Origin of the sequence: Psychrobacillus lasiicapitis (genome assembly GCF_006861795.1) — a bacterium.
GTDB lineage: Bacteria > Bacillota > Bacilli > Bacillales_A > Planococcaceae > Psychrobacillus > Psychrobacillus lasiicapitis.
Genome location: NZ_VDGH01000015.1, coordinates 57,428 through 82,097, shown reverse-complemented (window position 1 = coordinate 82,097; position 24,670 = coordinate 57,428). Strand labels below are relative to the sequence as shown.

General features: G+C 36.9%; 23 protein-coding genes and 1 pseudogene. 20 read left to right on the top strand and 4 right to left on the bottom strand.

The features are described from left to right. Window positions 1-13: 13 nt before the first annotated feature. From rpsR to rlmH, 15 genes are all read left to right on the top strand, one after another. Window positions 14-250, top strand: coding sequence for a 30S ribosomal protein S18 (gene rpsR / locus FG382_RS20990; protein WP_142540806.1), 237 nt, complete (start codon window positions 14-16; stop codon window positions 248-250). 140 nt (window positions 251-390) lie between these two features. Further along, window positions 391-1,332, top strand: a complete 942-nt coding sequence (locus FG382_RS20985; protein ID WP_142540805.1) for a YybS family protein — start codon at window positions 391-393, stop codon at window positions 1,330-1,332. A 12-nt stretch (window positions 1,333-1,344) separates the two neighbouring features. Next, window positions 1,345-3,321 (top strand): DHH family phosphoesterase, encoded by a 1,977-nt coding sequence (locus FG382_RS20980; protein ID WP_142540804.1) that lies wholly within the window; start codon window positions 1,345-1,347, stop codon window positions 3,319-3,321. Next, entirely contained in the window at window positions 3,318-3,767 is a 450-nt protein-coding gene (rplI, locus tag FG382_RS20975) for a 50S ribosomal protein L9 (RefSeq protein WP_142540803.1), read from the top strand. Before FG382_RS20980 ends, rplI begins: the two co-directional genes overlap by 4 nt. A 12-nt stretch (window positions 3,768-3,779) precedes the next feature. Continuing rightward, window positions 3,780-5,135, top strand: a complete 1,356-nt coding sequence (gene dnaB, locus FG382_RS20970; RefSeq protein WP_142540802.1) for a replicative DNA helicase — start codon at window positions 3,780-3,782, stop codon at window positions 5,133-5,135. Window positions 5,136-5,275: 140 nt separating this feature from the next. After that, window positions 5,276-6,562, top strand: a complete 1,287-nt coding sequence (locus FG382_RS20965) for an adenylosuccinate synthase (RefSeq protein WP_142540801.1) — start codon at window positions 5,276-5,278, stop codon at window positions 6,560-6,562. A 357-nt stretch (window positions 6,563-6,919) separates the two neighbouring features. Beyond that, window positions 6,920-8,392 (top strand): peptidoglycan DD-metalloendopeptidase family protein, encoded by a 1,473-nt coding sequence (locus tag FG382_RS20960; protein WP_142540800.1) that lies wholly within the window; start codon window positions 6,920-6,922, stop codon window positions 8,390-8,392. A gap of 395 nt (window positions 8,393-8,787) precedes the next feature. Further along, complete coding sequence (gene yycF / locus FG382_RS20955; protein ID WP_142540799.1) at window positions 8,788-9,492, top strand: response regulator YycF; 705 nt, start codon at window positions 8,788-8,790, stop codon at window positions 9,490-9,492. A 4-nt stretch (window positions 9,493-9,496) separates the two neighbouring features. Beyond that, window positions 9,497-11,320 carry a cell wall metabolism sensor histidine kinase WalK gene (gene walK, locus FG382_RS20950; protein ID WP_142540798.1) on the top strand — a complete coding sequence of 608 codons (1,824 nt, stop codon included), beginning with the start codon at window positions 9,497-9,499 and terminating at the stop codon, window positions 11,318-11,320. Beyond that, window positions 11,311-12,633, top strand: a complete 1,323-nt coding sequence (locus tag FG382_RS20945; RefSeq protein ID WP_142540797.1) for a YycH family regulatory protein — start codon at window positions 11,311-11,313, stop codon at window positions 12,631-12,633. The genes walK and FG382_RS20945 overlap by 10 nt, the downstream gene beginning before the upstream one ends. Beyond that, the gene (locus tag FG382_RS20940) at window positions 12,620-13,429 is read left to right on the top strand and encodes a two-component system regulatory protein YycI (RefSeq protein WP_142540796.1); all 810 of its coding nucleotides are present in this window, start codon (window positions 12,620-12,622) and stop codon (window positions 13,427-13,429) included. The genes FG382_RS20945 and FG382_RS20940 overlap by 14 nt, the downstream gene beginning before the upstream one ends. A gap of 12 nt (window positions 13,430-13,441) precedes the next feature. Continuing rightward, the gene (locus FG382_RS20935; protein WP_142540795.1) at window positions 13,442-14,230 is read left to right on the top strand and encodes an MBL fold metallo-hydrolase; all 789 of its coding nucleotides are present in this window, start codon (window positions 13,442-13,444) and stop codon (window positions 14,228-14,230) included. Between the two features lie 132 nt (window positions 14,231-14,362). Next, window positions 14,363-15,604 carry a S1C family serine protease gene (locus tag FG382_RS20930; protein WP_142540794.1) on the top strand — a complete coding sequence of 414 codons (1,242 nt, stop codon included), beginning with the start codon at window positions 14,363-14,365 and terminating at the stop codon, window positions 15,602-15,604. Between the two features lie 167 nt (window positions 15,605-15,771). Continuing rightward, window positions 15,772-15,939: a CxxH/CxxC protein gene (locus tag FG382_RS20925; RefSeq protein WP_142540793.1), complete on the top strand. Its 168-nt coding sequence runs from the start codon at window positions 15,772-15,774 to the stop codon at window positions 15,937-15,939. A gap of 87 nt (window positions 15,940-16,026) precedes the next feature. Beyond that, complete coding sequence (gene rlmH / locus FG382_RS20920) at window positions 16,027-16,506, top strand: 23S rRNA (pseudouridine(1915)-N(3))-methyltransferase RlmH (protein WP_142540792.1); 480 nt, start codon at window positions 16,027-16,029, stop codon at window positions 16,504-16,506. A gap of 184 nt (window positions 16,507-16,690) precedes the next feature. Here rlmH and FG382_RS20915 read toward each other — a convergent pair whose 3' ends face one another. From FG382_RS20915 to FG382_RS20905, 3 genes are all read right to left on the bottom strand, one after another. Beyond that, window positions 16,691-17,155, bottom strand: coding sequence for a hypothetical protein (locus FG382_RS20915; RefSeq protein ID WP_056831405.1), 465 nt, complete (start codon window positions 17,153-17,155; stop codon window positions 16,691-16,693). A 68-nt stretch (window positions 17,156-17,223) separates the two neighbouring features. Beyond that, on the bottom strand, window positions 17,224-17,646 hold the full coding sequence (locus tag FG382_RS20910; protein ID WP_142540791.1) for a DoxX family protein: 423 nt from the start codon (window positions 17,644-17,646) through the stop codon (window positions 17,224-17,226). A gap of 88 nt (window positions 17,647-17,734) precedes the next feature. After that, on the bottom strand, window positions 17,735-18,214 hold the full coding sequence (locus tag FG382_RS20905; protein ID WP_142540835.1) for a GyrI-like domain-containing protein: 480 nt from the start codon (window positions 18,212-18,214) through the stop codon (window positions 17,735-17,737). A 111-nt stretch (window positions 18,215-18,325) separates the two neighbouring features. Here FG382_RS20905 and FG382_RS20900 point away from each other — a divergent pair, with 111 nt between their 5' ends. From FG382_RS20900 to FG382_RS20890, 3 genes are all read left to right on the top strand, one after another. Further along, a complete protein-coding gene (locus tag FG382_RS20900) occupies window positions 18,326-19,288 on the top strand; it encodes a helix-turn-helix transcriptional regulator (RefSeq protein WP_142540790.1) in 963 nt (320 codons plus the stop codon). A 924-nt stretch (window positions 19,289-20,212) separates the two neighbouring features. Further along, a complete protein-coding gene (gltS, locus tag FG382_RS20895) occupies window positions 20,213-21,397 on the top strand; it encodes a sodium/glutamate symporter (RefSeq protein ID WP_142540789.1) in 1,185 nt (394 codons plus the stop codon). Window positions 21,398-21,845: 448 nt separating this feature from the next. Beyond that, window positions 21,846-22,271 (top strand): nucleoside 2-deoxyribosyltransferase, encoded by a 426-nt coding sequence (locus FG382_RS20890; protein ID WP_142540788.1) that lies wholly within the window; start codon window positions 21,846-21,848, stop codon window positions 22,269-22,271. A gap of 84 nt (window positions 22,272-22,355) precedes the next feature. Here FG382_RS20890 and FG382_RS20885 read toward each other — a convergent pair. Next, window positions 22,356-22,874, bottom strand: a pseudogene (locus tag FG382_RS20885) (ClbS/DfsB family four-helix bundle protein). 110 nt (window positions 22,875-22,984) lie between these two features. Between FG382_RS20885 and FG382_RS20880 the strand changes: the two are divergent. Both FG382_RS20880 and FG382_RS20875 read left to right on the top strand, forming a co-directional pair. After that, window positions 22,985-23,482 (top strand): LURP-one-related/scramblase family protein, encoded by a 498-nt coding sequence (locus FG382_RS20880; RefSeq protein ID WP_142540787.1) that lies wholly within the window; start codon window positions 22,985-22,987, stop codon window positions 23,480-23,482. 294 nt (window positions 23,483-23,776) lie between these two features. Continuing rightward, window positions 23,777-24,565, top strand: coding sequence for a nucleotidyltransferase domain-containing protein (locus FG382_RS20875; protein ID WP_142540786.1), 789 nt, complete (start codon window positions 23,777-23,779; stop codon window positions 24,563-24,565). Window positions 24,566-24,670 lie beyond the last annotated feature (105 nt).

Below are 24,670 nucleotides of genomic sequence, written 5' to 3'. Positions count from 1 at the left end.
GAGGCAATCTATTATGGCACCACGTCGCGGAGGCAAAAGACGCCGTAAAGTTTGTTACTTCACAGCTAACAACATCACACACATCGATTACAAAGATGTAGATTTGTTGAAAAAATTCGTGTCAGAACGTGGGAAAATTCTTCCACGTCGTGTGACAGGAACTAGCGCGAAGTACCAACGTAAGTTAACACGAGCTATTAAAGTATCTCGTATCATGGCTTTACTTCCATTCTCTTCTGAAGAGAGATAAGTTTATAATTCAAAAGACCGGGAAACCGGTCTTTTTTTTATTTCTATTTTTTAAAAAGGTAATCCTTCAGTGTATGGGGTTTTAGTTGTCGTGGTAAATCTGTTACAATAAATAGATGATTAAAAAAAGGAAGGTACTTCATGCAAAAAAATGAGACAAACTATTTAACGTATGGATCTATGATGATTGCCCTATTTGCTATCCTCTTGGCGATGTCTGTATATGTGCCATTTGTAGGTTTTTTCACGTCGTTTATTGTTCCATTACCTATTGCTTGGTATAGTGCAAGGTTTTTAAGGAAGCAAGCGATTTTTGTTATGTTTATTGCTATTATCATATCTTTTATAATCGGTGGATTTTTTGGTTTTGTATTTGGATTATTAGTCAGCCCGTTAGGATTTATAATAGGTGATTCTATTCGAAATAAAAAATCTAAGTTATATATGCTGATGGCATCAGGGATTTTTCTATTATTCATGGCGGCAGTACAATACATAATTTCTATTTTAGTATTAAATATAAATATTTTAGAACAACTATTAAAGGGTATTGAAATATACTATGAACAAATAGGAAATATTATGGCATCTGTCGGACAATTACCAAAAGACTATGATGAAATGGTGAGACAAAGCATACTGCTTATTCAAGCAATTATGCCATCCTACTTTATTGGAGGCACTTTCATAACTGCTTTTCTTTACCTAGTGATTAATCTATCCTTACTGAAAAAGTTAAAACTAGATGTTCCAAAATTTTCAAGGTTCATGGATTTTAGACTACCTAGAGTGGTGTTGTGGTATTATTTAATCGTATCCATTTTCTCTTTATTTATGGAATTTGAAATGGGCACTTTTGGGTATTTATTATTTGTGAATGCAGCACTTATTTTAAGAGTACTTTTGTTTTTACAAGGTGTTTCGCTCATTCACTACTATTTTTATGTGCAAGGGTGGCCGAAATGGTCGATGGTTTTGGCAAGCATTCTTGCCGTACCACTTTTTACGTTCACGATTATATTAGGGGTTTTAGATTTAGGATTTAATTTGCGAGCGTATTTAAAAGACAGGTACAAAAAATAAGGAGCTGATCAAGTGGCATCTTTTTTTAGGAAACGACCAATTCGATATCCACTCGTTTTGTTCATATTACTCGGTGGAGTAGCAGCTTATATACTGTTATCTAACAATTTATTAGTCGGATTGTTATTTACTTTATTAGTAATAGGAGTATCTATTTATGCATGGATTATAGAACAGCGCGTATATGAAGAGACAGAAAAACATATAGAAACACTCTCTTATCGTATGAAAAAAGTAGGGGAAGAAGCACTATTAGAAATGCCTATTGGTATATTATTGATAAATGATCAATATGTCATTGAATGGGCAAATCCATATATGATGCAAAAGTTACCGTTCGATACAATCATAGGTGAAGAGTTATTTTCTATTTCCAAAGATTTTAAACAGCTTTTGAAACAAGAAGATTTAAAAGAAATGGTTATATCATTTGATGATAATGACTATAAAGTATTGTATAAAGCAGAAGAAAAGTTATTATACTTCTTTGATATTACAGAACAAGTAGAAATAGAATCCTTATATTATGGGGATCGAACAGTTATTGGGGTTCTATATATCGATAACTACGATGAAATTGCCCAAGGGATGGATGATCAAACCCGAGGACAATTAAATAGTATTGTTACCTCCTGTGTGAATGACTGGGGTGCCAAATACGGAATTTACGTGAAAAGAATTTCATCTGATCGTTTTTTAGCGGTCTTTAATGAATCGATCTTAGTAGAACTAGAGAAAAATAAATTTTCGATTTTAGACGACATAAGAGAGACTACGGCTAAGTTTGGATTCTCTTTAACGTTAAGTGTAGGCGTTGGTGCAGGATCGATTTCGCTTGTAGAACTTGGAGAACTAGCACAATCGAGCTTGGACTTAGTATTAGGACGCGGTGGAGATCAGGTAGCTATCAAACATCCAAGTGGAAAAGTAAAGTTTTACGGTGGTAAAACAAATCCAGTAGAAAAAAGAACTCGTGTCAGGGCTAGGGTTATCTCACATGCGCTTCGAGATCTAATCCAAGATAGTGATCAAGTGTTTGTAATGGGACATCGGATGCCCGATATGGATGCGATTGGATCTGCTGTCGGAGTTAGAAAAATGGCCGAAATGAACAAAGTAGAGGGCTTTGTCGTAATCGACTTCAATGAACTAGATAATAGTGTTACTCGATTAATGGATGAAATAAAAGAAAAGCCAGAGCTCTATGATCGTTTTATCAGCCCAGACGAAGCAATGAGTAAAATGACGGATAAAACACTTCTAGTGGTGGTAGATACACATAAACCAAGCTTAGTTATTGATGAGAAATTGCTTCAAAGAGCAGAAAAAATAGTCGTCATTGATCATCACCGACGAGGAGAAGAATTTATATCTAATACGATGCTTGTTTATATGGAGCCATACGCATCCTCTACTTCCGAGCTTGTTACAGAATTAATCGAATATCAGCCTAAACATCAAAAGATAACAAGCTTAGAAGCCACTTCTATGCTTGCAGGCATAATAGTTGATACGAAAAGCTTTACCCTTCGTACAGGAGCTAGAACGTTTGAAGCAGCGTCCTATCTACGTACAAATGGAGCTGATACGGTACTTGTACAACGTTTACTGAAAGAAGATATTGATACGTATATTGAGCGTTCTAAAATCGTGCAAACAGTTGAATTTTTTGGTGAAGGCATTGCCATTGCACACGGTGAAGATAATATTACTTATAGTCAAGTATTACTAGCACAAACAGCCGATATATTATTGACGATGAATAATATTACTGCTTCGTTTGTTGTTGGGCGTAAAAGTGATTCTAAAATAGGTATAAGTGCAAGATCGCTAGGAGATGTAAATGTACAGTTAGTAATGGAAAGATTGAACGGCGGGGGGCATTTAACGAATGCAGCATGCCAATTAGAAAATAAAACAATAGAAGAGGCAATAACATTATTAAAAGATGCTATTACGGAAACAACTAAAGGAGGAAATACAGAATGAAAGTCGTATTCTTAAAAGACGTAAAAGGTAAAGGGAAAAAAGGGGAAATAAAAAACGTAGCAGACGGTTATGCACATAACTTTTTATTAAAAAACAAACTTGCAGTAGAAGCAAATACAGCTGCCATTAGTGCATTAGAAGGTCAGAAGAAAAAATCTGAAAAAGAAGCTGCCGAAGAGCTAGCAGAAGCAAAAAAATTAAAAGAAGTATTAGAGCAACTTACAGTTGAACTGAAGGCAAAATCAGGTAGCGATGGTCGTTTATTTGGTTCCGTAACAACTAAACAAATTGCAGCACAATTAGAGAAATCACACGGTATCAAATTAGATAAGCGCAAAATGGAATTAGAAGATGCTATTCGTGCATTAGGATATACAAATGTTCCAGTTAAACTACATCATGAGGTAGTAGCAACATTAAAAGTCCATGTTACAGAAGAAGCGTAAGGAGAGAGAAGAATGAGCGATCCATTGTTGGACCGTGTACCGCCGCATAACCAAGAAGCTGAACAATCTGTCATCGGAGCCATATTTTTAGAACCACAAGCATTAATAACTGCAGCAGAAATTGTAATGCCAGAGGACTTCTATCGGGTCGCACATCAAAAGATATTTCAAACGATGTTACGGTTAAGTGATCAAGGAAAAGCGATAGACGTCATTACTGTGACTGAAGAACTTTCAGCTAAAAAAGAGTTGGAAGATGTCGGAGGTATTTCGTATATTAGTGAGATTGCAAATAGTGTTCCTACTGCTGCCAATATCGGTCACTATGCAAAGATAGTAGAAGAAAAGTCTATTTTACGGAGACTTATTCGCGTGGCAACTACAATCGTAGAGGACGGATTTACTAGAGAAGACGAAGTAGAAGCCTTGCTATCAGAAGCGGAAAGAAAAATGATGGAAGTTGCCAACCGAAAAAATGCTGGTGACTTTAAGCATATAAAAGATGTATTAGTAGAAACGTATGATAATATCGAAAAGCTTCATTCACAAAAAGGTGAAGTTACGGGAATACCTACAGGATTCCGTGATTTAGATCGTATTACTGCCGGCTTCCAACGAAACGACTTAATCATCGTAGCTGCACGTCCTTCTGTTGGGAAAACGGCATTTGCACTCAATGTAGCCCAAAACGTAGCAACAAAGACCGATGAAAACGTAGCCATCTTTAGCTTGGAGATGGGAGCAGAACAGTTAGTAATGCGTATTCTTTGTGCAGAGGGAAATATAGATGCGCAAGTGCTTCGTACTGGTACGCTTACAACGGAAGACTGGCGTAAGCTTACGATGGCGATGGGAAGCTTATCAAACGCCGGTATTTATATCGATGATACACCTGGTATTCGTGTAAATGAAATTCGTGCTAAATGTCGTCGTTTAAAACAGGAATCTGGTCTTGGAATGATACTAATTGATTACTTACAACTAATTCAAGGAAGCGGTGGCAGTCAAGCAAACCGTCAACAAGAGGTTTCCGAAATTTCTCGTTCTCTAAAAGGTTTAGCTCGTGAGTTAAAAGTTCCCGTCATTGCACTCTCACAGCTATCTCGAGGGGTAGAGCAACGACAAGATAAACGACCGATGATGTCCGATTTACGTGAATCTGGATCAATTGAGCAGGATGCGGATATTGTATCTTTCTTATATCGTGAGGACTACTACGATAAAGAAACCGAAAATCAAAATATGATTGAAATTATTATTGCAAAACAGCGTAATGGTCCTACTGGTACGGTAACGCTTGCTTTTGTGAAAGAATTTAACAAATTCGTTAATATTGATTGGAGTCAGCATCAAGCTCCACCAGCCTAATTAATAACACGAACGTATTAATGTTTAACTCATTAATCGTTCGTGTTTTTTAATGAAATTAGTTGACGGAGAATTAGATGATTGGTACAATAACACTGATTTTATTTAGGACATATAAATGTCCGACGGAGGTGTCGGCAATGCCATCAGTAGTAGTTGTTGGAACACAATGGGGAGACGAAGGAAAAGGAAAAATTACAGACTTTCTTTCGGAAAATGCAGAAGTAATCGCACGATATCAAGGTGGAAATAATGCAGGACATACAATTATTTTTGGAGGCGAAACGTACAAGCTTCATCTCATTCCTTCCGGTATTTTTTACAAAGATAAAATCTCTGTCATTGGAAACGGCATGGTAGTAGATCCAAGGGCACTAGTAAAAGAAATAAAAGGACTACATGATCGAGGCGTACAAACGGATAATTTACGTATTTCTAACCGTGCACACGTCATCCTTCCGTACCACATTAAACAAGATGAAGTAGAAGAAGCACGTAGAGGCGCAAATAAAATTGGTACTACAGGCAAAGGAATTGGACCAGCCTATATGGATAAAGCAGCACGAGTTGGTATTCGTATTGCAGATCTTCTCGATTATGAAGTGTTTAAGGAAAAGTTAGAACATAATTTAGCTGAAAAAAATAGAATGTTTGAAAAGTTTTATGAGACTGAAGGTTTTACTGTAGAGGAAATTTTAGAAGAGTTTTATGGTTATGGAAAAGAAATTGAGAAGTATGTAACAGATACTTCAAAAGTATTAAACGATGCATTAGACGAAGGTCGTCGAGTACTTTTTGAAGGAGCGCAAGGCGTCATGTTGGATATTGACCAAGGAACGTATCCATTTGTAACTTCCTCCAATCCAGTGGCTGGAGGGGTAACGATTGGTGCAGGAGTTGGACCAACCAAAATTTCTCATGTGGTAGGCGTATGTAAAGCCTATACTTCTCGTGTAGGTGATGGACCATTTCCGACAGAGTTATTTGATGATGTAGGGAATCAAATTCGGGAAGTTGGGAAAGAGTATGGAACGACTACTGGTAGACCACGCCGAATTGGTTGGTTTGATACTGTCGTGATCAGACATGCAGTGCGTGTAAGTGGTTTAACGGATTTAACAGTTAACTCCATTGACGTGTTAACTGGCTTAGATACGGTAAAAATCTGTACTGCTTATAAATACAAGGATGAGTTAATCACGGAATATCCAGCGAATCTTCGTATGCTTGCTGAATGTGAACCTGTATATGAAGAGTTACCAGGTTGGAACGAAGATATTACGAAATGTAAAACGCTTGATGAGTTACCGGCAAATGCACGTCATTATCTAGAGCGTATCGCACAACTCACGGGCGTACAAATATCCATCTTTTCAGTTGGCCCAGATCGTACACAAACTAATATCATTTCGAGCGTTTGGAGATAGGGAAAAAGTAAGAGCTGTTGAGAAGTGAAGACTTCTTGACAGCTTTTTGTCGTTTCGTTCAAAAGTTACAGGAAAATTAGTATTTTAACGCTTCTAATATGACAAATATAACAAAGAATAAAGTAAATTCTTGTATAATAGGAAATTAATATAGGAACAAGTCAAATAAAAGAATTAAAAAGCTAGAAAAATAGATTAGTAATTCACCTTTTTTTGGAATCTAATAGAATATATTGGAACCAATACTACAGTTTCTTTACAACTGATGTAATTTGTTCACTTCCTTATTTCAAATATGTTAAATTAAAGTAGTGTAAAAATAGAGTAGATTGTAATTAGTTTGGAAGGGGCTTTACCATGTTTTTGAAAAGAAAGAAAAAGGAACAGGAAATTCAACAAACTGTTCTGGCAAACAGAAAGTCAAGTATAGTGAAAAAAGCAACCGTATCAATTTTGCTCATTTCTAGTCTATCCTTTAATATCGCTTTTGCAAATGAAGATGACAGTCATTTGTTGAAAGAAATTTACCATATATATTCTAATGGACAATACATAGGGGCATTATCTGATCAAACAGAGATGAAAGAAATGATGGAACAAAAAGTTCAAGATCTGCATTCTCAGTACAAGGGTTTTTCTTTAAAAGCTGGCTCTAACTTATCAATTGTACCAGAACAAGTTTTTACAGCTTCTACAAATGACGAAGCAACACTTCAAAAACTAGATGAGTTAATGGAAGTAGAAGCCAAGGCATTTGCATTATCCGTTAATGACGAGATGGCGGTTTACGTCAAAGACTTGGATGCTTACCAAGAAGCCGTACATAAATTGAAATTACATTTTGTTTCGGAAGATGAGCTACAAGCAATTGAAGTACGAAAAGATTCTACTGAAGCTTTACCCGAATTAAAAGAAAATGAAACTCGTATTAGGGATTTAATCTTAAAAGAAAAAGTATCAGGTGTTAGTGTAAATATTAACCCAGAAAAAGTTGTTTCACCAGATGAGGCAGTTAAGCTTCTTTTAGAAGGAACTTTAGAAAAAGAAACATATAAAGTAACTACAGGTGATGTATTAGGAACTATAGCTAGCAAGCATAATTTAACATCTGCTGAGCTTATGGAGCTAAACCCGGGGCTTACTGAATCTACCTTATTGCAAATAGGGCAAGAGTTAAATGTAACTGTCTTAAAACCGCTTATTAATGTAGAAGTTTTATATGAAAAAAAGGCTGAGGAAGTCATCAAACATACGAAAAAAGTAGTAGAATCAGATGAAATGTATAAAGGTGATACTAAAGTAAAACAAGAAGGCTCTGATGGAAAGAAGATAGCTACTTATTTAGTACGTAAAGAAAATGGTATTGAAGTTGGCCAATCAGTCATCGAAGAGACAATCCTTGAAGAACCTAAGGAGCATATCGTCTTAAAAGGGACCAAAGTAATACCTTCTCGTGGTTCCGGTCAATTTGCTTGGCCAGCTGAAGGCGGATATATATCCAGTAAAATGGGTTATCGCTGGGGCCGCCAGCATGAGGGAATAGACATTGCACGACCTAATGGTTACACGATAAAAGCTTCTGATAATGGTGTTGTGGAAGCAGCAGGATGGGATGGAACATATGGTAACCGAATAATTGTCAATCACCAAAACGGTTATAAAACGACCTATGCTCACCTTTCTTCTATAAGCGTTAGTGTAGGGGATGTTGTGCCTCAAGGTTCCAAGTTAGGTATAATGGGAAGTACTGGTCGTTCAACGGGTACGCACTTGCATTTTGAAGTGAAGAAAAATGGAGTAACGATTGATCCATTATCTGTGTTAAACTAAAAAAGGTAGAGACGGTCACTAGTTTGGCTGTCTCTTTTTTAATTTTAACTTTATTTGACAGGGATTTATAGATCTTGCTGAACAATCAAGAAACTTTTGCTAAGAACATCGCGTCAAAAGGAAAGTTTTCTACATGCGAGTAAGCCATTGCTACAAGGATGCGATCGTACTTAGCACAATCTTTTTACTTAATCATGGCGAATTATTTTCTGTTAGATTTGGCATTTGAAAATTTCCTGGGAAATAATTCGACAAACATCGACTTTTCTTATCCTGTTACCAACTACTTCCTTTAAGGATGCGAAGAGTCTAAAAGCATGATAGAGTAAATATATGAAGAAAAAAATAATTCATTTCTATAAAATACAGAGAAAAGAACGAAAGGGGTTCTATAAATGAGTAAAAAAATATTAGTAGTAGATGACGAGAAACCGATTGCAGATATATTGCAATTTAATCTAAAAAAAGAAGGTTACCAAGTATTTTGTGCCTACGATGGCGATGATGCGATGAAAAAGGTAGAGGAGCTACAACCAGATTTAATGTTGTTAGACATTATGCTTCCAAATCGGGACGGTATGGAGGTTTGTCGAGAAGTAAGGAAAAAATATGATTTCCCAATCATTATGCTAACAGCAAAGGATTCAGAGATCGATAAAGTGCTTGGCCTAGAGCTAGGGGCGGATGACTATGTGACAAAACCATTTAGTACAAGAGAGTTAATTGCAAGAGTGAAAGCGAATATGCGTAGACATCAAACAATAACTGATGATGCCGAAACGACAACAAATGACATTGTAATTGGACCACTTACGATACAGCCAGATGCGTATTTAGCATTAAAAAGAGATATAACCATCGAACTGACCCATCGTGAATTTGAGCTATTGCACTATTTAGCAAAGCATGTTGGACAAGTGATGACTCGTGAGCATTTGTTACAAACGGTATGGGGATATGATTATTTTGGAGATGTTCGAACAGTAGACGTAACTATTCGTCGTCTGCGTGAGAAGATTGAGGATAATCCTAGTCATCCTACTTGGATTGTAACAAGAAGAGGCGTCGGTTACTACTTACGAAATCCTGAACAGGAGTAAACATATGCAAAAGGTTGGTTACTTTAAATCAATTCATATGAAGATTGTTTTCATCTATATATTACTAATAATTATTGCGATGCAAATTATTGGTTTATATTTTGTGCGAGAGCTAGAGCAAACGTTAAAAGGGAATTTTCAAACCTCTATATCAGACCGAGTCGGTTTACTGGAGTATAGTGCAAGAGAAGAAATGATAAGAGTAAGAAATGAAGATGATCCAACAGTACAACAAAGCCTGCGATCGATTTTATCTGGTATAGATTCAGACGATATTAAAGAAGTACGTGTCATTGATGCAAACTATCAAATTCTTGCAACTTCGGACGTAAACAATCAATCCATCGTTGGACAAAGATCCATGGATGAATTAGTGAAGCTATCTATCACAGCAGCAACTCCGGAGGATAATATATTCGTCGATCGAGACACTCGTGATCGAATTTGGGTTTTTGCAACTCCAATCATCTATCAGGGAGAAGTAAAGGGTTCTTTATATATAGAATCGAATATTGAAAATGTTTTCGGGCAGATGAATGAGATAAATCAAATTCTTGCTGGAGGCACGGCCTTTGCGCTTGGCATTACGATTATTCTTGGTATATTAATCGCACAAACGATAACTAGACCAATATCCGATATGAGAAAGCAAGCGCAAGCTATGGCGAAAGGGAATTTCTCTCGTAAAGTACGTGTATACGGGAATGATGAAATCGGCCAATTAGCAATAGCTTTTAACCATATGACAAATCGTTTACAAGAAGCGCAATCCACAACAGAGGCAGAGCGTAGAAAACTTGCATCGGTACTGGCTAATATGACCGATGGAGTTATTGCAACGGATCGCAAAGGAAGAGTTATCCTTATTAATGACCCTGCCATCAGATTATTGCGTATTCCAAGAGAAATGGTTTTAAATCGCCCGATTATATCTGTTCTTGGAATTGATTCTGCCTATTCATTTGAAGATTTAATTCATTTAAAGGAATCGATGAATTTAGATTTAAGTACACAAGAACGCCCATTTATATTACGTACGAACTTTTCCGTTATTCAAAAAGAAACAGGTTTTGTTAATGGACTGATTGCGGTGCTACACGATAACACGGAACAAGAAAAGATAGATATGGAAAGAAGAGAATTTGTTGCAAATGTTTCTCATGAATTGCGAACTCCATTAACGACAATGAGCAGTTATTTAGAAGCACTTGCAGATGGTGCGTGGAAAGATGATGAAATTGCTCCAGCATTTTTACAAGTAACACAAACCGAAACGCAGCGGATGATTCGTCTTGTGAATGATTTGCTACAACTGTCTAAAATGGATAGTAGAGATTATGATTTGAACCGTGAGATTGTGAATTTCAACCAATTTTTCAATCGAATTATAGACCGATTTGAACTTTCTAAATCTCAGCATGTTACTTTTCAACGGATGCTGTCCGATAAAGCATATTATGTGGATATCGATACAGATAAATTGACGCAAGTATTGGATAATATCATTTCCAATGCTATGAAATACTCACCAGATGGAGGAAACATTCGATTTGGCGTCGCTGAGCAAGACCATGTATTAACGGTAATGATTTCAGATGAAGGTATGGGAATACCTTCTGAAAATGTTAATCGAATTTTTGATCGTTTTTATCGAGTCGATCGTGCAAGAGCAAGGTCGATGGGTGGAACTGGTCTGGGACTTGCTATTGCCCGGGAAATGATAGAAGCGCATGGTGGCAGGATTTGGGCAGAAAGTGAAGAAGGATATGGTACGACTATATTCTTTACTTTAAAAGTTGAAATGGATGAGGAAGGTGAGTGGGATTGAAGTACATTGAACAAGTGAAATCATTTATTTTACTCCTACTCATCCTTCTTAGCTTAACACTGACTTTTTCGATATGGACATATTCACCTTCCTATGATCTGAGTGGCACACCAGTAGTAGATATTGCAATTGCCGAGAAAAAGAAACTGGAAGATGTGGTGAAACCTTATCGATTACTGCTCAGTCAGGAAGCGTCATTCAAAGGTTCCGATAATACGCGAATAATTGAAGATGTGTTAAATTGGATGACAAAATGGGAAATACAAACGGTAGAGCTTTTAAATAATCAAGCAAGTGATCAGCAAATTAATGATTACATAAAAACGCCGAATGCTCTTACCTTCTTTTTTCCAGCCGAAGTTCCTTTTAAAATATATAATAATATCTTAACCTTTAATGATTATAATCTGCCAAATGCTTCTTTTGATCGGTTAACCGTTGATTGGGGTAAAGATACTAGAGGTCAAATGAATTTATACTTCATTAATACGATCACCAAAAAGGTGTATATGGCTAGTATCGGACAGGCTAATCAGGAAGATTTTATTAGTCGCTTAAAAAATGAAACGATGGACTTACCCGTGTATAATGAGATAGTAAGAGAAAAGCGACTTTCGCTATATGTTTCTGCTAGTCCCAAAGCTATTCCTAGCTACACGTATATAGAAGAAGAAATTGCGCCAGAAAAATTTAAAAATGCGTTATTCGCGAATCCAAGCCTCGTTCGTAGTAATCCATTAGGCACAAGTGGACGGGAGTATTCGGATGATAGCGCACTTATGAATGTCGACTATTTACTTAAAAGATTAAGTTATGTGTATCCGGCTTCTGAAAGTGATAAAGTTGGTAAACCAGATGAGCTTATTCAGCAAAGCTTGAACTTCATTAATGAGCATAGCGGATGGACAGATGACTATCGATATAGTAAGATAAATAATTCTACAAAACAAGTAAGTTACCAGCTCTATTTTCATGGAATGCCAGTCTTCAGCAAAGATCCAGAAACCGAGATTAGTGTACATTGGGGAACCAATCGTGTTTATCGGTATATTAGACCGTATGTTTCGATAGCTGATACTCTTAGACAAGGAGAGATTCCGTTGCGGTCTGGACAAGATATATATGACTTGATCCATGCCCTTCATGAAAATAAAGTGCTGTCCATAGATGATATTACAATAGGATATAACTTGTCACGAAACGATCAGCAACGAATAGTAGATCTAGAACCTTCCTGGTATTATTTGTCGAATGGTTCTTGGACTAGAATCACTCCCGAACTATTAGGAGGCGGCAAATTTGGATTGGAATAAAACGAAAACGATATTTATCATTGTATTTTCTATTTTAAATGTATTTCTATTTTGGCTTTATTCCAATAGATATAATGAAGCGTTGAATGTGAAGGAGCGCATCGATACTCCTATTGAGGAACGACTATTGCTGGATAATATTAAAGTACCAAAAACAGAATCATTAATACAAGAAGCCTCGTACGTTTCAGGGAACGCACATCTGTTTAGTGTAGAAGAGTTGAATCAATTAAAAAACCAGACCTTAGAAGTTGAAGATGGTTATGCATTAATTGGTACATTCAAAGAGCCAATGCCGATCACTACAGAAAATTCTTTAGAAAAGCTAGTAAAAGAAAATATGATCCGTGGTAACTCATACGGATTATGGAAAATAGATGAAGAGAAAAAATCTGCAACGTTTTTTCAAAAAGTAAATGATCGGCTTGTTTACCACAATCAAAATGCACAACTAATCGTATATTGGAACGATGAAAAAGAGCTTATTCGTTACGAACAAACAGTATTAGATAATCTGGAGGAGTACGACGAATCGAAAAAATTAGTGTCTCCTATGTTTGTATTTCGACTTTTGTACTCTAGCTCGTTATTAAAAGAGGATTCGACTGTAAAAGATCTGAAACTTGGTTACTCCACGTTAGCTACACTAACGGAAACGCAAGTATATGTATTTGCGCCAACTTGGTATGTACCAGTGGAACTTTCAGATGGGACGAAAGAAGAGTATTTTGTCAACGCAGTAGAAGGAACAGTTAGTGAAATTCCTAAAAAGACGGAACAACCAGAAGTAAAGTAAGGAGTTTTAATAATGAAGTTTAGTGTTTTAGCAAGTGGTAGCAGCGGGAATGCTATTTATGTGGAAAACGAGGAGCATTCTTTTTTAGTGGACGTGGGCTTAAGTGGAAAGAAAATGGAGCAGCTTTTTAGTGAGATCGATCGAGATATAAAAAAGTTATCAGGTATTTTTATTACTCATGAGCATAGTGACCATATTAAGGGACTAGGAGTGGTAGCAAGAAAACATGGGATTCCTATTTATGCAAATGAAAAAACGTGGCTAGCAATGGATCACCTTATTGGGAATGTGCCGGTTGAACAACGATTCCAATTTGATATGGAAGCGGTGAAATCATTTGGTAGTATGGACATTCAATCTTTTGCAGTATCACATGATGCAGCAGATCCAATGTTTTATATCTTTCATGAAAATGGTCGCAAACTTGTCTTAATAACCGACACCGGGTATGTTAGCGACAGGATGAAAGGACATATTAAAGGAGCAGATTCATTTGTCTTTGAAAGCAACCACGATGTGAGTATGCTTCAAATGGGAAGATATCCTTGGTCAATTAAAAGAAGAATATTAAGTGACGTAGGGCATGTATCCAATGAAGATGCAGCAGTTGCCATGAGTGAAGTGGTGGATATCAAAAATACGCATATTTATTTATCGCATTTAAGTAAAGATAATAATATGAAAGATCTTGCACGAATGAGTGTTGCACAAACATTAGAATCTTGTGGAGTAGTTGCAGGAGAATATGTACATCTTCACGATACAGATGCGAATATTCCAACCGAATTGGTCTCCGTTTAAATAGTAAAAGTTCCAAAGTTCAGGCTTTGGAACTTTTTTATTTATCTTTCAACCAATTTTCATCTTATTTTAATGTGAGTTGGGTAAAGTAACTGTACAAACAGTTACATAAAAAAGAGAGGAAGATAAAACATGGAACCAAATAATCCATACGGTCCACAAGAAGAATCGAAAATAGAAGAGACAGTAGTAAAAAAACGAGAAGTAAAGAGGGAAAAGAAACGAGGTGTAGCTGGTTATTTTTTTAGTGCATTAGCGGGTGTATTAGTCGGAGCTTTACTTGTATGGTTTTTAGTACCTTCCGTCGTGCCAAATTTACCAGCCGACAATGCAACCAAAACAACTAATACTAATGCAAAAACAGAACAACTTTCCGTTGATATAACTACAGACGTGACAAGCGCCGTAGAAAAAGCGTCGGGTGCCGTAGTTGGAGTTTCAAATATCCAATCAGTAACGAATTTTTGGAGTCAATCCCAATCAGAACAGGAAGCTGGAACAGGTTCCGGTGTAATTTATAAAAAAGAAAATGGTAAAGCATATGTTATTACGAATCATCACGTAATCGAAGGTGCAAAGGCAGTAGAAGTAACTTTAGCAGATGGTGCAAAAGTGGAAGCTAAATTAGTTGGTAGTGATGTATGGACAGACTTAGCAGTTTTAGAAATCGATGATAAGGGTGTGGATACAGTCATAGAGTTTGGAGATTCAGATGCATTAAAGCAAGGAGAATCTGTTATTGCGATTGGAAACCCACTAGGGCTTGATTTCTATGGTTCTGTCACAACAGGTGTTGTATCTGGTAAAGATCGTGCTATACCTACTGATATAAACGGAGATGGTGTAGAAGATTGGCAAGCAGAAGTTTTACAAACAGATGCAGCGATTAACCCAGGGAATAGTGGTGGAGCATTGATCAATTTAGCAGGACAATTAATAGGAATAAATTCGATGAAAATTTCAGAGTCTACCGTAGAAGGTATGGGACTTGCAATACCAGTTAATTCCGCTATTCCAATTATAGAAGACTTAGAGGCTAACGGAAAAGTAAATCGTCCATCTATGGGGATTACATTGGTCGATGTAACAAATGTACCTGCGATTCATCAACGTGATACATTAAAATTACCAGCTGAAGTAACAACAGGAGTTGTGGTAGATCAAGTAATAGAAAACACTCCAGCAGCTTTAGCGGGAATGAAGCCTTATGATGTAATTGTGGAAATGGATGGTCAAAAAATAGAAAACACGATTGAGCTAAGAAAACATTTATACAATGAAAAAGAAATTGGAGATGAGCTGAAAGTAAAAGTATATCGCCAAGGAAAATTAGTGGAACTAACGATTGCATTAAAAGAAACAGATACATTATAAACATGTGGATAACTGTGAATTGTAAATAAAAGTTTTACACAACGAGTAGGAAAAGAAATGCTGTTCTTTCCTACTCGTTTTTCATTTGATAAAATAGATTGTGGATAAGCACGAATGATTTGTGTATAACTTATTAAATTATTCGGAAAACGAAAGGAAGTATAAAATTGAGAATATTCAGTTGTGAAACCCATATAAATCAAGCTTTGGACATGTTCGTTGCAGAACAAAAAACCTTTCCAATGCTTGAAGAATTAAAAGAGGATGAAAAGTTATCCACAAAATGCACATACTGTGATGTCGCCGCAATATATATTGTAGAGAATGAAAAATAAGACACAATATGTAGATAACTATTGTGGATATGTGTATAAGTTATGTGTATAACTTGTTTGTAAACAGAATGTAAAGGTGGATAACTTGTGAATATACAAATTGTATCAGTAGGGAAGTTAAAAGAAAAATACTTAAAATTAGGGATAGAGGAATACTCAAAGCGATTAGGTAGCTATGCAAAAATCGATTTGGTGGAAGTGCCGGACGAAAAAGCACCGGAAAATTTAAGTGAAGCCGATATGGAAATCGTGAAGAAAAAAGAAGGAGATCGCATTCTCTCTAAAATCGGAGTAGATACTTATGTAATTGCGCTCGCGATTGAAGGAAAGATGAAGTCATCCGAGCAGCTTGCCAGTGATTTAGAGTCGTTAATGACATATGGACGAAGCAAAATTGCTTTTGTTATTGGTGGATCTCTTGGTTTGCATGAGGACGTGATGAAGCGTTCGGATGAACAATTATCTTTTAGTAAAATGACTTTACCTCATCAGTTGATGAAGTTAGTGTTGGTGGAGCAGATTTATCGTGCTTTTCGAATCATTAAAAATGAACCGTATCATAAGTAAATGAGGTTTTTAGAAAAAGTTTGATGGGAGAAGTGCTATTTTAATTTTTGAGTGACTAGATGAACATTTGTAACATGAATGGTTGTTTTTGTTCAATCAGGATTTTCTTATCAAAATGAAAAAAATCCTGATTGAACACAACTACAAAAAATGGTTGAATCCTCCATATGCACTTTTGTAGACTTTAATATTCGCCTTTAATTACAAAAAATGAGCCTCGAATTGTTCCAGCAAGTTTAGACTTCTGCCTAGCAAACTTAAACTTTCCTTCTAATTCCTTTGGTACTTCCATCCCCTCAGAAAGCTTAAAACCAACGGCCCGTTTCTTAGGGTCATCAACCGTATACATGACGTTGATCGCAAGACCATCCTCATAAAAGACATAGGCAAATTTGATATTTTCCACTTGAAAACGTGAAGTCTCTAAAGGTTTGGCAGCAAACTCAATTTCACGTTCTTCTTTCAAAATTCGGTTCACATAATCAAGGGTCTCCTGACTTTCGCTAGCAGGTACAACCGTAAATTCATGCTTATATTTGTTCATAAAGTAACGGGCCTCGTTCGCACGTAAACCAGCAAGCGCTTCTACTACAGGTGAAGACTCTAAATCAACCGTAGACACATTTTTAAAATCAACTATATAGGACATTTCCCAATCCTCCATTTATCTTTTTTTAACAACAGGAATCCACATTTCACCAAAAAGTTCAACCCTCTTTATAGTTTGCGGCTCTTCGGACGCAGCGCCCATGAAGCGATATTGAGTGCAGCGTATGAAAGAGGAAGGATAATATGAAACCCGTATTCCCCATAATCGTTAGCAAACGCATGAGACAAAGCCGCACCAGTCATTAAAAAGAAGAGACCAGCGTGAGCCCATTCTTTAAGTCTAGGAAAGCGTGGCACGACGATAGCGATGACTCCAAGTATTTTCCAAGTCCCAAGAATATTCGTGATGTATAATGGGTAACCAATATTCGTCACTAACTCAATGTTTCCCCCCAATTGCATCAGTTGCCCGATACCACTTAACGAAATTGATCCTACGAGTAGTAATGTGACTGACCAATATGCAATCAATTTTCCATTGAGCTGGGTTTCTAACTTCGCGGTTGTTTCCGCACCAATAACCTTACTCATTTGATCCCTCCTAATCATTGTTTTAAGTGGAAATTTATTAAACGTTACAAATTTTCCGAATAATCAACTCCTAAATAGACACCTCCCTTTATTTCCTAACAACAGGAATCCACATTTCACCAAATACTAAGCCGTTTCGCTGCCCCATCACAACAGCTGTATTTGGGCCACCAACATAGGCAACATTATTTGCTTCTGGCAAGGCTTCTCCAAAGGCAATGCCAGTAAGTTTGTTACTCAACTCTTCATCTGTATTCGCTTCCCCTTTAACAACGAGGTATTCTCCCTTAGGAAATTGGATAACTCTAGTTGCTTCTGGTAATGTTCCCTCTGTCATGACACCAGCATAATGCATCATCTTGTTATTCACGGCTTCGTTAACGACGAAAATGTATTCATTTGTGGCTAGGGCTTTTAACGTGTCAAGCCGTCCATCTTGTTTGACTGACTGCCAAAAGACTGACTTTTCCTTGTTTATGCCAGCATAGTCTGTGTAATCGCTCGTAAGCTCAGTTCCCAAACCTAAAACGATAAAGCTGTCTTTTTCTTCTAAAGTATAATTTGCCATTTTCAAAACCTTCCTCTTTTTTAAAATTTATCAAATGATTTGTCTTTTCACTTGATGAGTTTATAATAGTCTTTAATAGAGTCAAAAAATGATACTGTTTAGGAGGTCCAGATGAAAAAAGTTGAACGGATTAATATTATCATGCGGTATATCAACAACCGATCCCACTTTACAATTTCTGAGATCATGCAAGAATTTAACATCTCTCGTTCAACCGCTATTAGAGATATCAGAGAAATTGAAGCCATGGGGATGCCCCTTGTTGCTGAAGTTGGAAGGGATGGGGGCTATTTTGTCATGAACAATTCTGTCCTGCCCACTGTCCGCTTCACCGATAATGAGATTAAAGCTCTCTTTATTGCCTTTATGGCCACAAGAAATCAACAACTCCCTTATCTAAAGAGCCGTCAGTCTTTAGCTGAAAAATTACTAGGCCTCATTTCAGAAAACCAGCAAGATGACCTCGTTCTTTTAAATCAAATCTTGCTTTTTGAAGGAACTAACCCTAATAATCCCGACCTACTTGATCTGTCAGACCTCCCCCATCCTATTTTAGAAAAACTTATCCAAATCCTTCTTTTGGATCGCTATTTATTGATTACTATCGAAGAAGAGAAGATAGTAAAGACTTATCCAATTTATCTCTTGCACCTTTATCGTGAAAAAAGCCTTTGGCTGATTGAAGGATTTGACTTAAAGGAAGAGAATAGGGAGATTTTTCCCGTCGACAATCTCACCAATGTCGAACCATACCCTACGAAAAAAAGATTAAGTAAGAAAAATATTTTAGAAAAACTAAGTAAGCAGGAAGAAGTAATCAACCTTGTCCTTGAACTTGGCCCAAAGGCAATTGCCCAGTTCAAAAAATACCATCCTTTAAAAGTTTCAATTTCCTATACAAATCCTTACCAAACCACAGCCATTCTAAAGACTTTTATCAATGTTAATAATTCAGGAGAATTGACCGAAATAACAAATTGGCTGCTTTTCCTAGGCGAGGATATCAAGGTCAGGGAAGTGCCAGAAGAAGTCTTAGAAGGTTTACATGAGAGAGTATGTTTATTCTGCCCTTAAGCAATGCGGTTAAAAGCCAAATAATTTTGAGCTTGGCCAATTGCAGTGCCTCTCAATTTTGCACAGATTGGGGAGATATATACTTCTGATTAGATGTAAATACTTTGAGAGGTTAATAGCATTTTTATCAGTACTGTTCTTTATTTAATTTCTAGTAAAATCATTTTAACAAAAAAGGTAAAAACCTCATTTAGATGCGTTACGGTGAACCTTATCATAAGTAAGTTCGAATTATAGAGAAGACCTCCTGGAACGTTGAAATGACAACGATTTAGGTGGTTTTTCTTTTATATTATGCAAATTATCAAGTCGAACGATGCTGAAGCAAATGAAAAGTTTAGCGACAGCTAATTGAATAAAAGAGTAATATGCACCGTTTTTAAAATATATAACTGAAAATGTCGGATTTTGTAGGATTCAATAGGTCTCCCGTAAAATACTAGTATAAATCCATCTTTTATGGATGAAAGCGCTTACCGATTGAAAAGAGTAACTTATTAATGGAGAAAAAATTAAAATTTACTAAGGCATATCAAATTTTTACCGTGCTAATACTAGGATTGATTGTTATAGTATGAGGATGTTTCCTTGTGTACCCTTATTATTTTGGGGTAAATCTTTTTATTAGGAAAGTAGTTGCAATCTTTGAATAGAAAATCTGCAGTGAGACGAGTGCAACATGTCAGAGCTTTTTCACTAGCAGATAAGCTCGGCTTCATATATGTGTTTGTGGGAGAAACGGAATTCGTATCATGCCGTGACCAGCTTGGCTACATTCATTCGGTACATATGTGTAAGTAATAAAACGACAAGCTTTAAAATATCCAAAGTTAACCTAAATTTTGATGGAAACGGCTGAATGAAGGTTCGGCTGTGGGAAATTCATCAATGAAGAGGTAAAGCTTTTAAGAAAGGTGAAGATATATGATTGAACTAAATCAAATTACAACTCTGTTCCTTGCAGTAGCTCTCTATTTGTTGGGAATGGCACTTGTCAACCGGATAGGATTGCTTAATCGGTTCCTGATCCCTGCGCCTGTCGTCGGCGGTTTGATATTCGCTACTTTAGCGCTTGTATTGAAAACTACGGGGATTGTCGAGATTACATTGGATACATCGCTACAGTCGCTGTTCATGATCGCCTTCTTTACGACGGTCGGTCTTGGGGCAAGCTTCAAGCTCATCAAACTGGGGGGGAAGCTCTTAGTCATCTATTTGCTCTTGTGTGGCGTCACGGTGTTCGTTCAAAACGTCATCGGTGTTTCGTTTGCTCAATTGTTTGGAATTGACCCACTGCTAGGTGTCATGGCTGGAGCAGTTTCGATGAACGGTGGACATGGGGGAGCTGCGGCATACGGACAGACGATTGAGGACTTGGGCATTTCCTCAGCTTTGACGGTTGGGATGGCCGCCGCCACCCTTGGCCTGATTTGCGGAAGCCTTTCCGGTGGTCCGGTTGCGCGGTACCTAATTAAAAAACATGACTTAAAGCCGTCATCGGGTAAAATAGAAGGGTATGTAGAGAAAGATGAGAAGCCGATTCAAGAGTGGTCATTCATGGTCCAGGTTGCTCTTCTCACGTTCTCCATGGCAGCGGGAACGTATCTTGGTGATTTGTTTACGAATGTGACCGGCTTCGTCCTGCCGTCCTATATAGGGGCGATGTTCGTGGCGGTTATTGTTCGGAATCTTGCCGATCGCTTTATAAAGGGTACGGTGAATATGAAAGAGATCAACTTAATCGGTGACGTTTCGCTTGCGATCTTTCTCTCGATGGCACTGATGAGCATCAAGCTATGGGAAGTAGCAGATCTTGCACTACCACTCATCGGCATTATACTGATACAAGTTAGCTTCCTCGTCTTGTATGCCATTTTTGTGATGTTCCGAATGCTTGGCAAGGATTATGATGCGGCTGTTATGATCTCTGGATTCTTAGGCCACGGACTTGGTGCAACACCGAACGCAATGGCGAACATGTCCGCAACCGTGAGCAAGTATGGTCCTTCTCGCACGGCATTCCTGGTCGTGCCAATTGTTGGTGCATTCCTGATCGATGTTGTATTTAGCGCGCCGATCATTATAACGACCATTAACTTGTTCAAGTGAGTTATTGGAATGACTGTTTCCAGATTAACTACTCTGATTTTAAAAAAGCTTCTAGCCCCTGTTTATCGGCTAGAAGTTTTTTTGTATAGAAAAGGGTGGGGAGGAAAATATTTTTCTTCCGGAAGTAAGAATCCCTGTATCAATACTTTTTATATTTCAAGAAGTTTACTTCTCGCTCACCTATTAAGGCAGGCTTATTTGTTTGCACATGTATCACTCTTCTAAATATTATAAGTGTTTATTGGGAAAACGCATTTACATTAGTAACAGAGAACCTTAATATAAAAGATTGGCAAATAGATCCTTGCTTGGTAGCTAATTTCTAAAAAGGATTTTAGTATTTATTCGAGGTGTTTGAATGGAAGAGCATTTGGGATACAATTGGCTAAGAAGTGTTAAAGGTTCAACCGTTGTAAATAATTATCGAAAATGGAAGGAGAATAAAATAATGAAAAGAGTTTATTTAGCTAGTCCCTTTTTTAATGAGAAGGAGATTGAATGCTTAGAACAGGTGGAGGCAATTTTGGCAGAAAAAGGTTTGAAAGTATTTTCACCGCTTCGAAATCCAATTGATGAACGTGTTGAGGTGGGTTCACGTCAATGGTCCATTGAAACATTTATGAACGATATAAAACATATTAAGTGGGCGGAAATAGTTGTAGGTATCTATCATGGTAACTATTCGGACAGTGGAACAGCGTGGGAACTTGGTTATGCTTACGCCACTGACAAACCAGTTATTTTAATCCATCTTGGTCCAAACAGTAATTTAATGGTACATGAAGGTTCGCATGCAAATATTACTTTAGAAGAATTGAAAGACTATGATTTTGACCAATTAGCTAGCTCTTTCTATACAGGTAAAATGCTTTAATCGTTCCATTTTCGATTAATACGGAATAACAAAAGTATATGAAATCAATAAAAATACCACCTAAAACCTTGATTTTATATCGTCTTAGGTGGTTTTTTTACTTTTAATTTGCTCCGCTAGGATTTCACATTTTTTAATTGCCCACTTGTAGTGATTGGTAGTATTGGCTGCAAAATAACTATAGAGGTTGCTCGTTTTTGTCCATTTGTAATACTTTTTTGTAAATATTTCTTCATCATTATGACCTTCCATTAGTCGCATAATTCGCTGATGGCTGAGTTTTACTCTTTTTATAGCTGTAGATAATTTTACATCTTGCTAGTTTCGCCAGATTTGTAAGTTAAGATCGTCAATATTGCGTCATTTATAACCTGGAGCTGGCATTTCGGGTGAATCCCCATCCCTTCCTTCGCGATACCATCTTTCAAGCATTGCATGCCATTCATATAAATGCATCAAAATATCACGGAAATTTTTATCTCTCTCGGTTGTCTCAATCGATAATTTCCTATTTCGTAAGGGAATACTCTCAATTAAAGCAAGTAATTCATCAAAGGATTTTTGTGCATTTGATAATAGTGTTTGTTGCTTTATATGCTCCATCTGAGTAACTTCATTCTCTAATGTATCCTATTTATGCTTGTCTTCGGAGTACCAAAATTCGAACAATGGTATAATTTAAGTACTATATTATATCGGAGGGAGGCCGTCGTATGAAGCAACTTTATATAAAACAAAAGGTATTCAGCCTAGGTGGCAAATTTACGGTAAAGGATCAGCAGGAGAGAGATGTTTACTTTGTGGAGGGCAGCTTTATGCAAATTCCAAAGACTTTCTCCATTATGGATACAACAAGAGAGGAAATAGCGCTCATTACAAAAAAGGTATTCAGTTTTTTACCTAAGTTTTTTGTAGAAGTAGATGGCCGGGAAGTGTTAACGATAAAGAAGGAGTTTTCCTTTTTTAAGGCCCGCTATACGATTGATGCAGCAGGTGTGGAGGTACATGGTAACTGGTGGGATATGGATTTTCAAGTGTTACAGCATGGAAAAGTTGTAGGAAAAGTAAGTAAGGAATGGTTTACTTGGGGCGATAGCTACCAAGTTCAAATATTGGATCAAGAAATGGAGGGCGTCATCATAGCGATCGTTGTCGCTATCGATTGTGTCAAGGCTGATCAAGCAGCTGCTTCTTCGGCAGCAACGATGTAACGTTTCTCTTTAAAGCCAAAAAAATAATATAAAAAAGCAGGGAAATTACGAATGAACTCCCTGCTTTTTATGCTTGCTAACGCGATATTGATTTGGTAGAGTGAGTAGCCGTAACCAAACCTAACTTTAGCAAATATTGTTAGAATACCTCTTTGATGCCCAAAACAACCAGGCTAATATATCATAGTTAAGTGAAAGATCGGTAGACACGATAAGCATTCTGACTGTCCAAAAGTACAAAGAATAAAGTTAACGTAAATAAAATATAAATTTAAATTTGGGGAGGTTCTTTTAATGAATGAAATTATCCTAAAAAAATTGCTAGAAATTGAAGAAAAATTTCAAGTAAAGGTTTTATATGCTGTCGAATCGGGAAGCCGTGCTTGGGGTTTTCCTTCTAAAGATAGCGATTACGATGTACGATTTATTTATGTTCATCAACCAGAGTGGTATCTTTCGATTGATCCACAAGGAATTGGTAAGAAGAGAGATGTAATTGAAGTACCGATCAATGATTTATTAGATATAAGTGGTTGGGAAATCACAAAAGCTTTGCGTTTGTTTAGAAAGAGTAATCCACCTCTTTTGGAGTGGATGCGGAGTAATATTATTTATTTTCAACAGTACTCATTTGTCGACAAATTGCGAGCCTTAGAATCTGAAGTCTTTTATCCAAATGCAAGCTTGTACCATTACTTAAATATGGCGAAAAACAATTATCGAGAATATCTACAAGGCTCTGAAGTGAAAATAAAGAAGTACTTTTATGTGCTTCGACCTATCTTGGCCTGCAAATGGATTGAAGAGTATAAAACAGTACCACCAATTGACTTTCATGAATTACTACAAGCTATGATTTTAAATGATAATTTAAAAAACGAGATCAATCATCTTCTAGAACGAAAGATAAAAGGAGATGAGTTAGACATGGAGCCGCGAATTGAAGTGATCAATGAATTTTTAGAAAGTGAAATGGTGCGACTTGAAGCTTATATTAAAACTTTAGCAATGAAAATAGAAGACCCTACAGAAAAACTAGATGTTTTGTTTAGAGAAACATTAAAAGAAGTATGGGATAACTAATATGAATAGCGGAATTGTTAGAGGTAACTTTTACCTATTCAAGCTATATTTCAATTATATTACCGAAGTCATTAGAAGAAAGCGTTGCAACTCTATTGATTAAAA

Coding starts and splice junctions, on each gene's coding strand:
- rplI (WP_142540803.1), top strand. CDS start 3,318: ATGAAAGTCGTATTCTTAAAAGACGTAAAAGGTAAAGGGAAAAAAGGG.
- FG382_RS20985 (WP_142540805.1), top strand. CDS start 391: ATGCAAAAAAATGAGACAAACTATTTAACGTATGGATCTATGATGATT.
- FG382_RS20905 (WP_142540835.1), bottom strand. CDS start 18,214: ATGGCAAATTATACTTTAGAAGAAAAAGACAGCTTTATCGTTTTAGGT.
- FG382_RS20960 (WP_142540800.1), top strand. CDS start 6,920: ATGTTTTTGAAAAGAAAGAAAAAGGAACAGGAAATTCAACAAACTGTT.
- yycF (WP_142540799.1), top strand. CDS start 8,788: ATGAGTAAAAAAATATTAGTAGTAGATGACGAGAAACCGATTGCAGAT.
- FG382_RS20890 (WP_142540788.1), top strand. CDS start 21,846: ATGAAAAGAGTTTATTTAGCTAGTCCCTTTTTTAATGAGAAGGAGATT.
- FG382_RS20965 (WP_142540801.1), top strand. CDS start 5,276: ATGCCATCAGTAGTAGTTGTTGGAACACAATGGGGAGACGAAGGAAAA.
- FG382_RS20880 (WP_142540787.1), top strand. CDS start 22,985: ATGAAGCAACTTTATATAAAACAAAAGGTATTCAGCCTAGGTGGCAAA.
- gltS (WP_142540789.1), top strand. CDS start 20,213: ATGATTGAACTAAATCAAATTACAACTCTGTTCCTTGCAGTAGCTCTC.
- FG382_RS20910 (WP_142540791.1), bottom strand. CDS start 17,646: ATGAGTAAGGTTATTGGTGCGGAAACAACCGCGAAGTTAGAAACCCAG.
- FG382_RS20915 (WP_056831405.1), bottom strand. CDS start 17,155: ATGTCCTATATAGTTGATTTTAAAAATGTGTCTACGGTTGATTTAGAG.
- dnaB (WP_142540802.1), top strand. CDS start 3,780: ATGAGCGATCCATTGTTGGACCGTGTACCGCCGCATAACCAAGAAGCT.
- FG382_RS20930 (WP_142540794.1), top strand. CDS start 14,363: ATGGAACCAAATAATCCATACGGTCCACAAGAAGAATCGAAAATAGAA.
- FG382_RS20875 (WP_142540786.1), top strand. CDS start 23,777: ATGAATGAAATTATCCTAAAAAAATTGCTAGAAATTGAAGAAAAATTT.
- walK (WP_142540798.1), top strand. CDS start 9,497: ATGCAAAAGGTTGGTTACTTTAAATCAATTCATATGAAGATTGTTTTC.
- FG382_RS20900 (WP_142540790.1), top strand. CDS start 18,326: ATGAAAAAAGTTGAACGGATTAATATTATCATGCGGTATATCAACAAC.
- FG382_RS20935 (WP_142540795.1), top strand. CDS start 13,442: ATGAAGTTTAGTGTTTTAGCAAGTGGTAGCAGCGGGAATGCTATTTAT.
- rpsR (WP_142540806.1), top strand. CDS start 14: ATGGCACCACGTCGCGGAGGCAAAAGACGCCGTAAAGTTTGTTACTTC.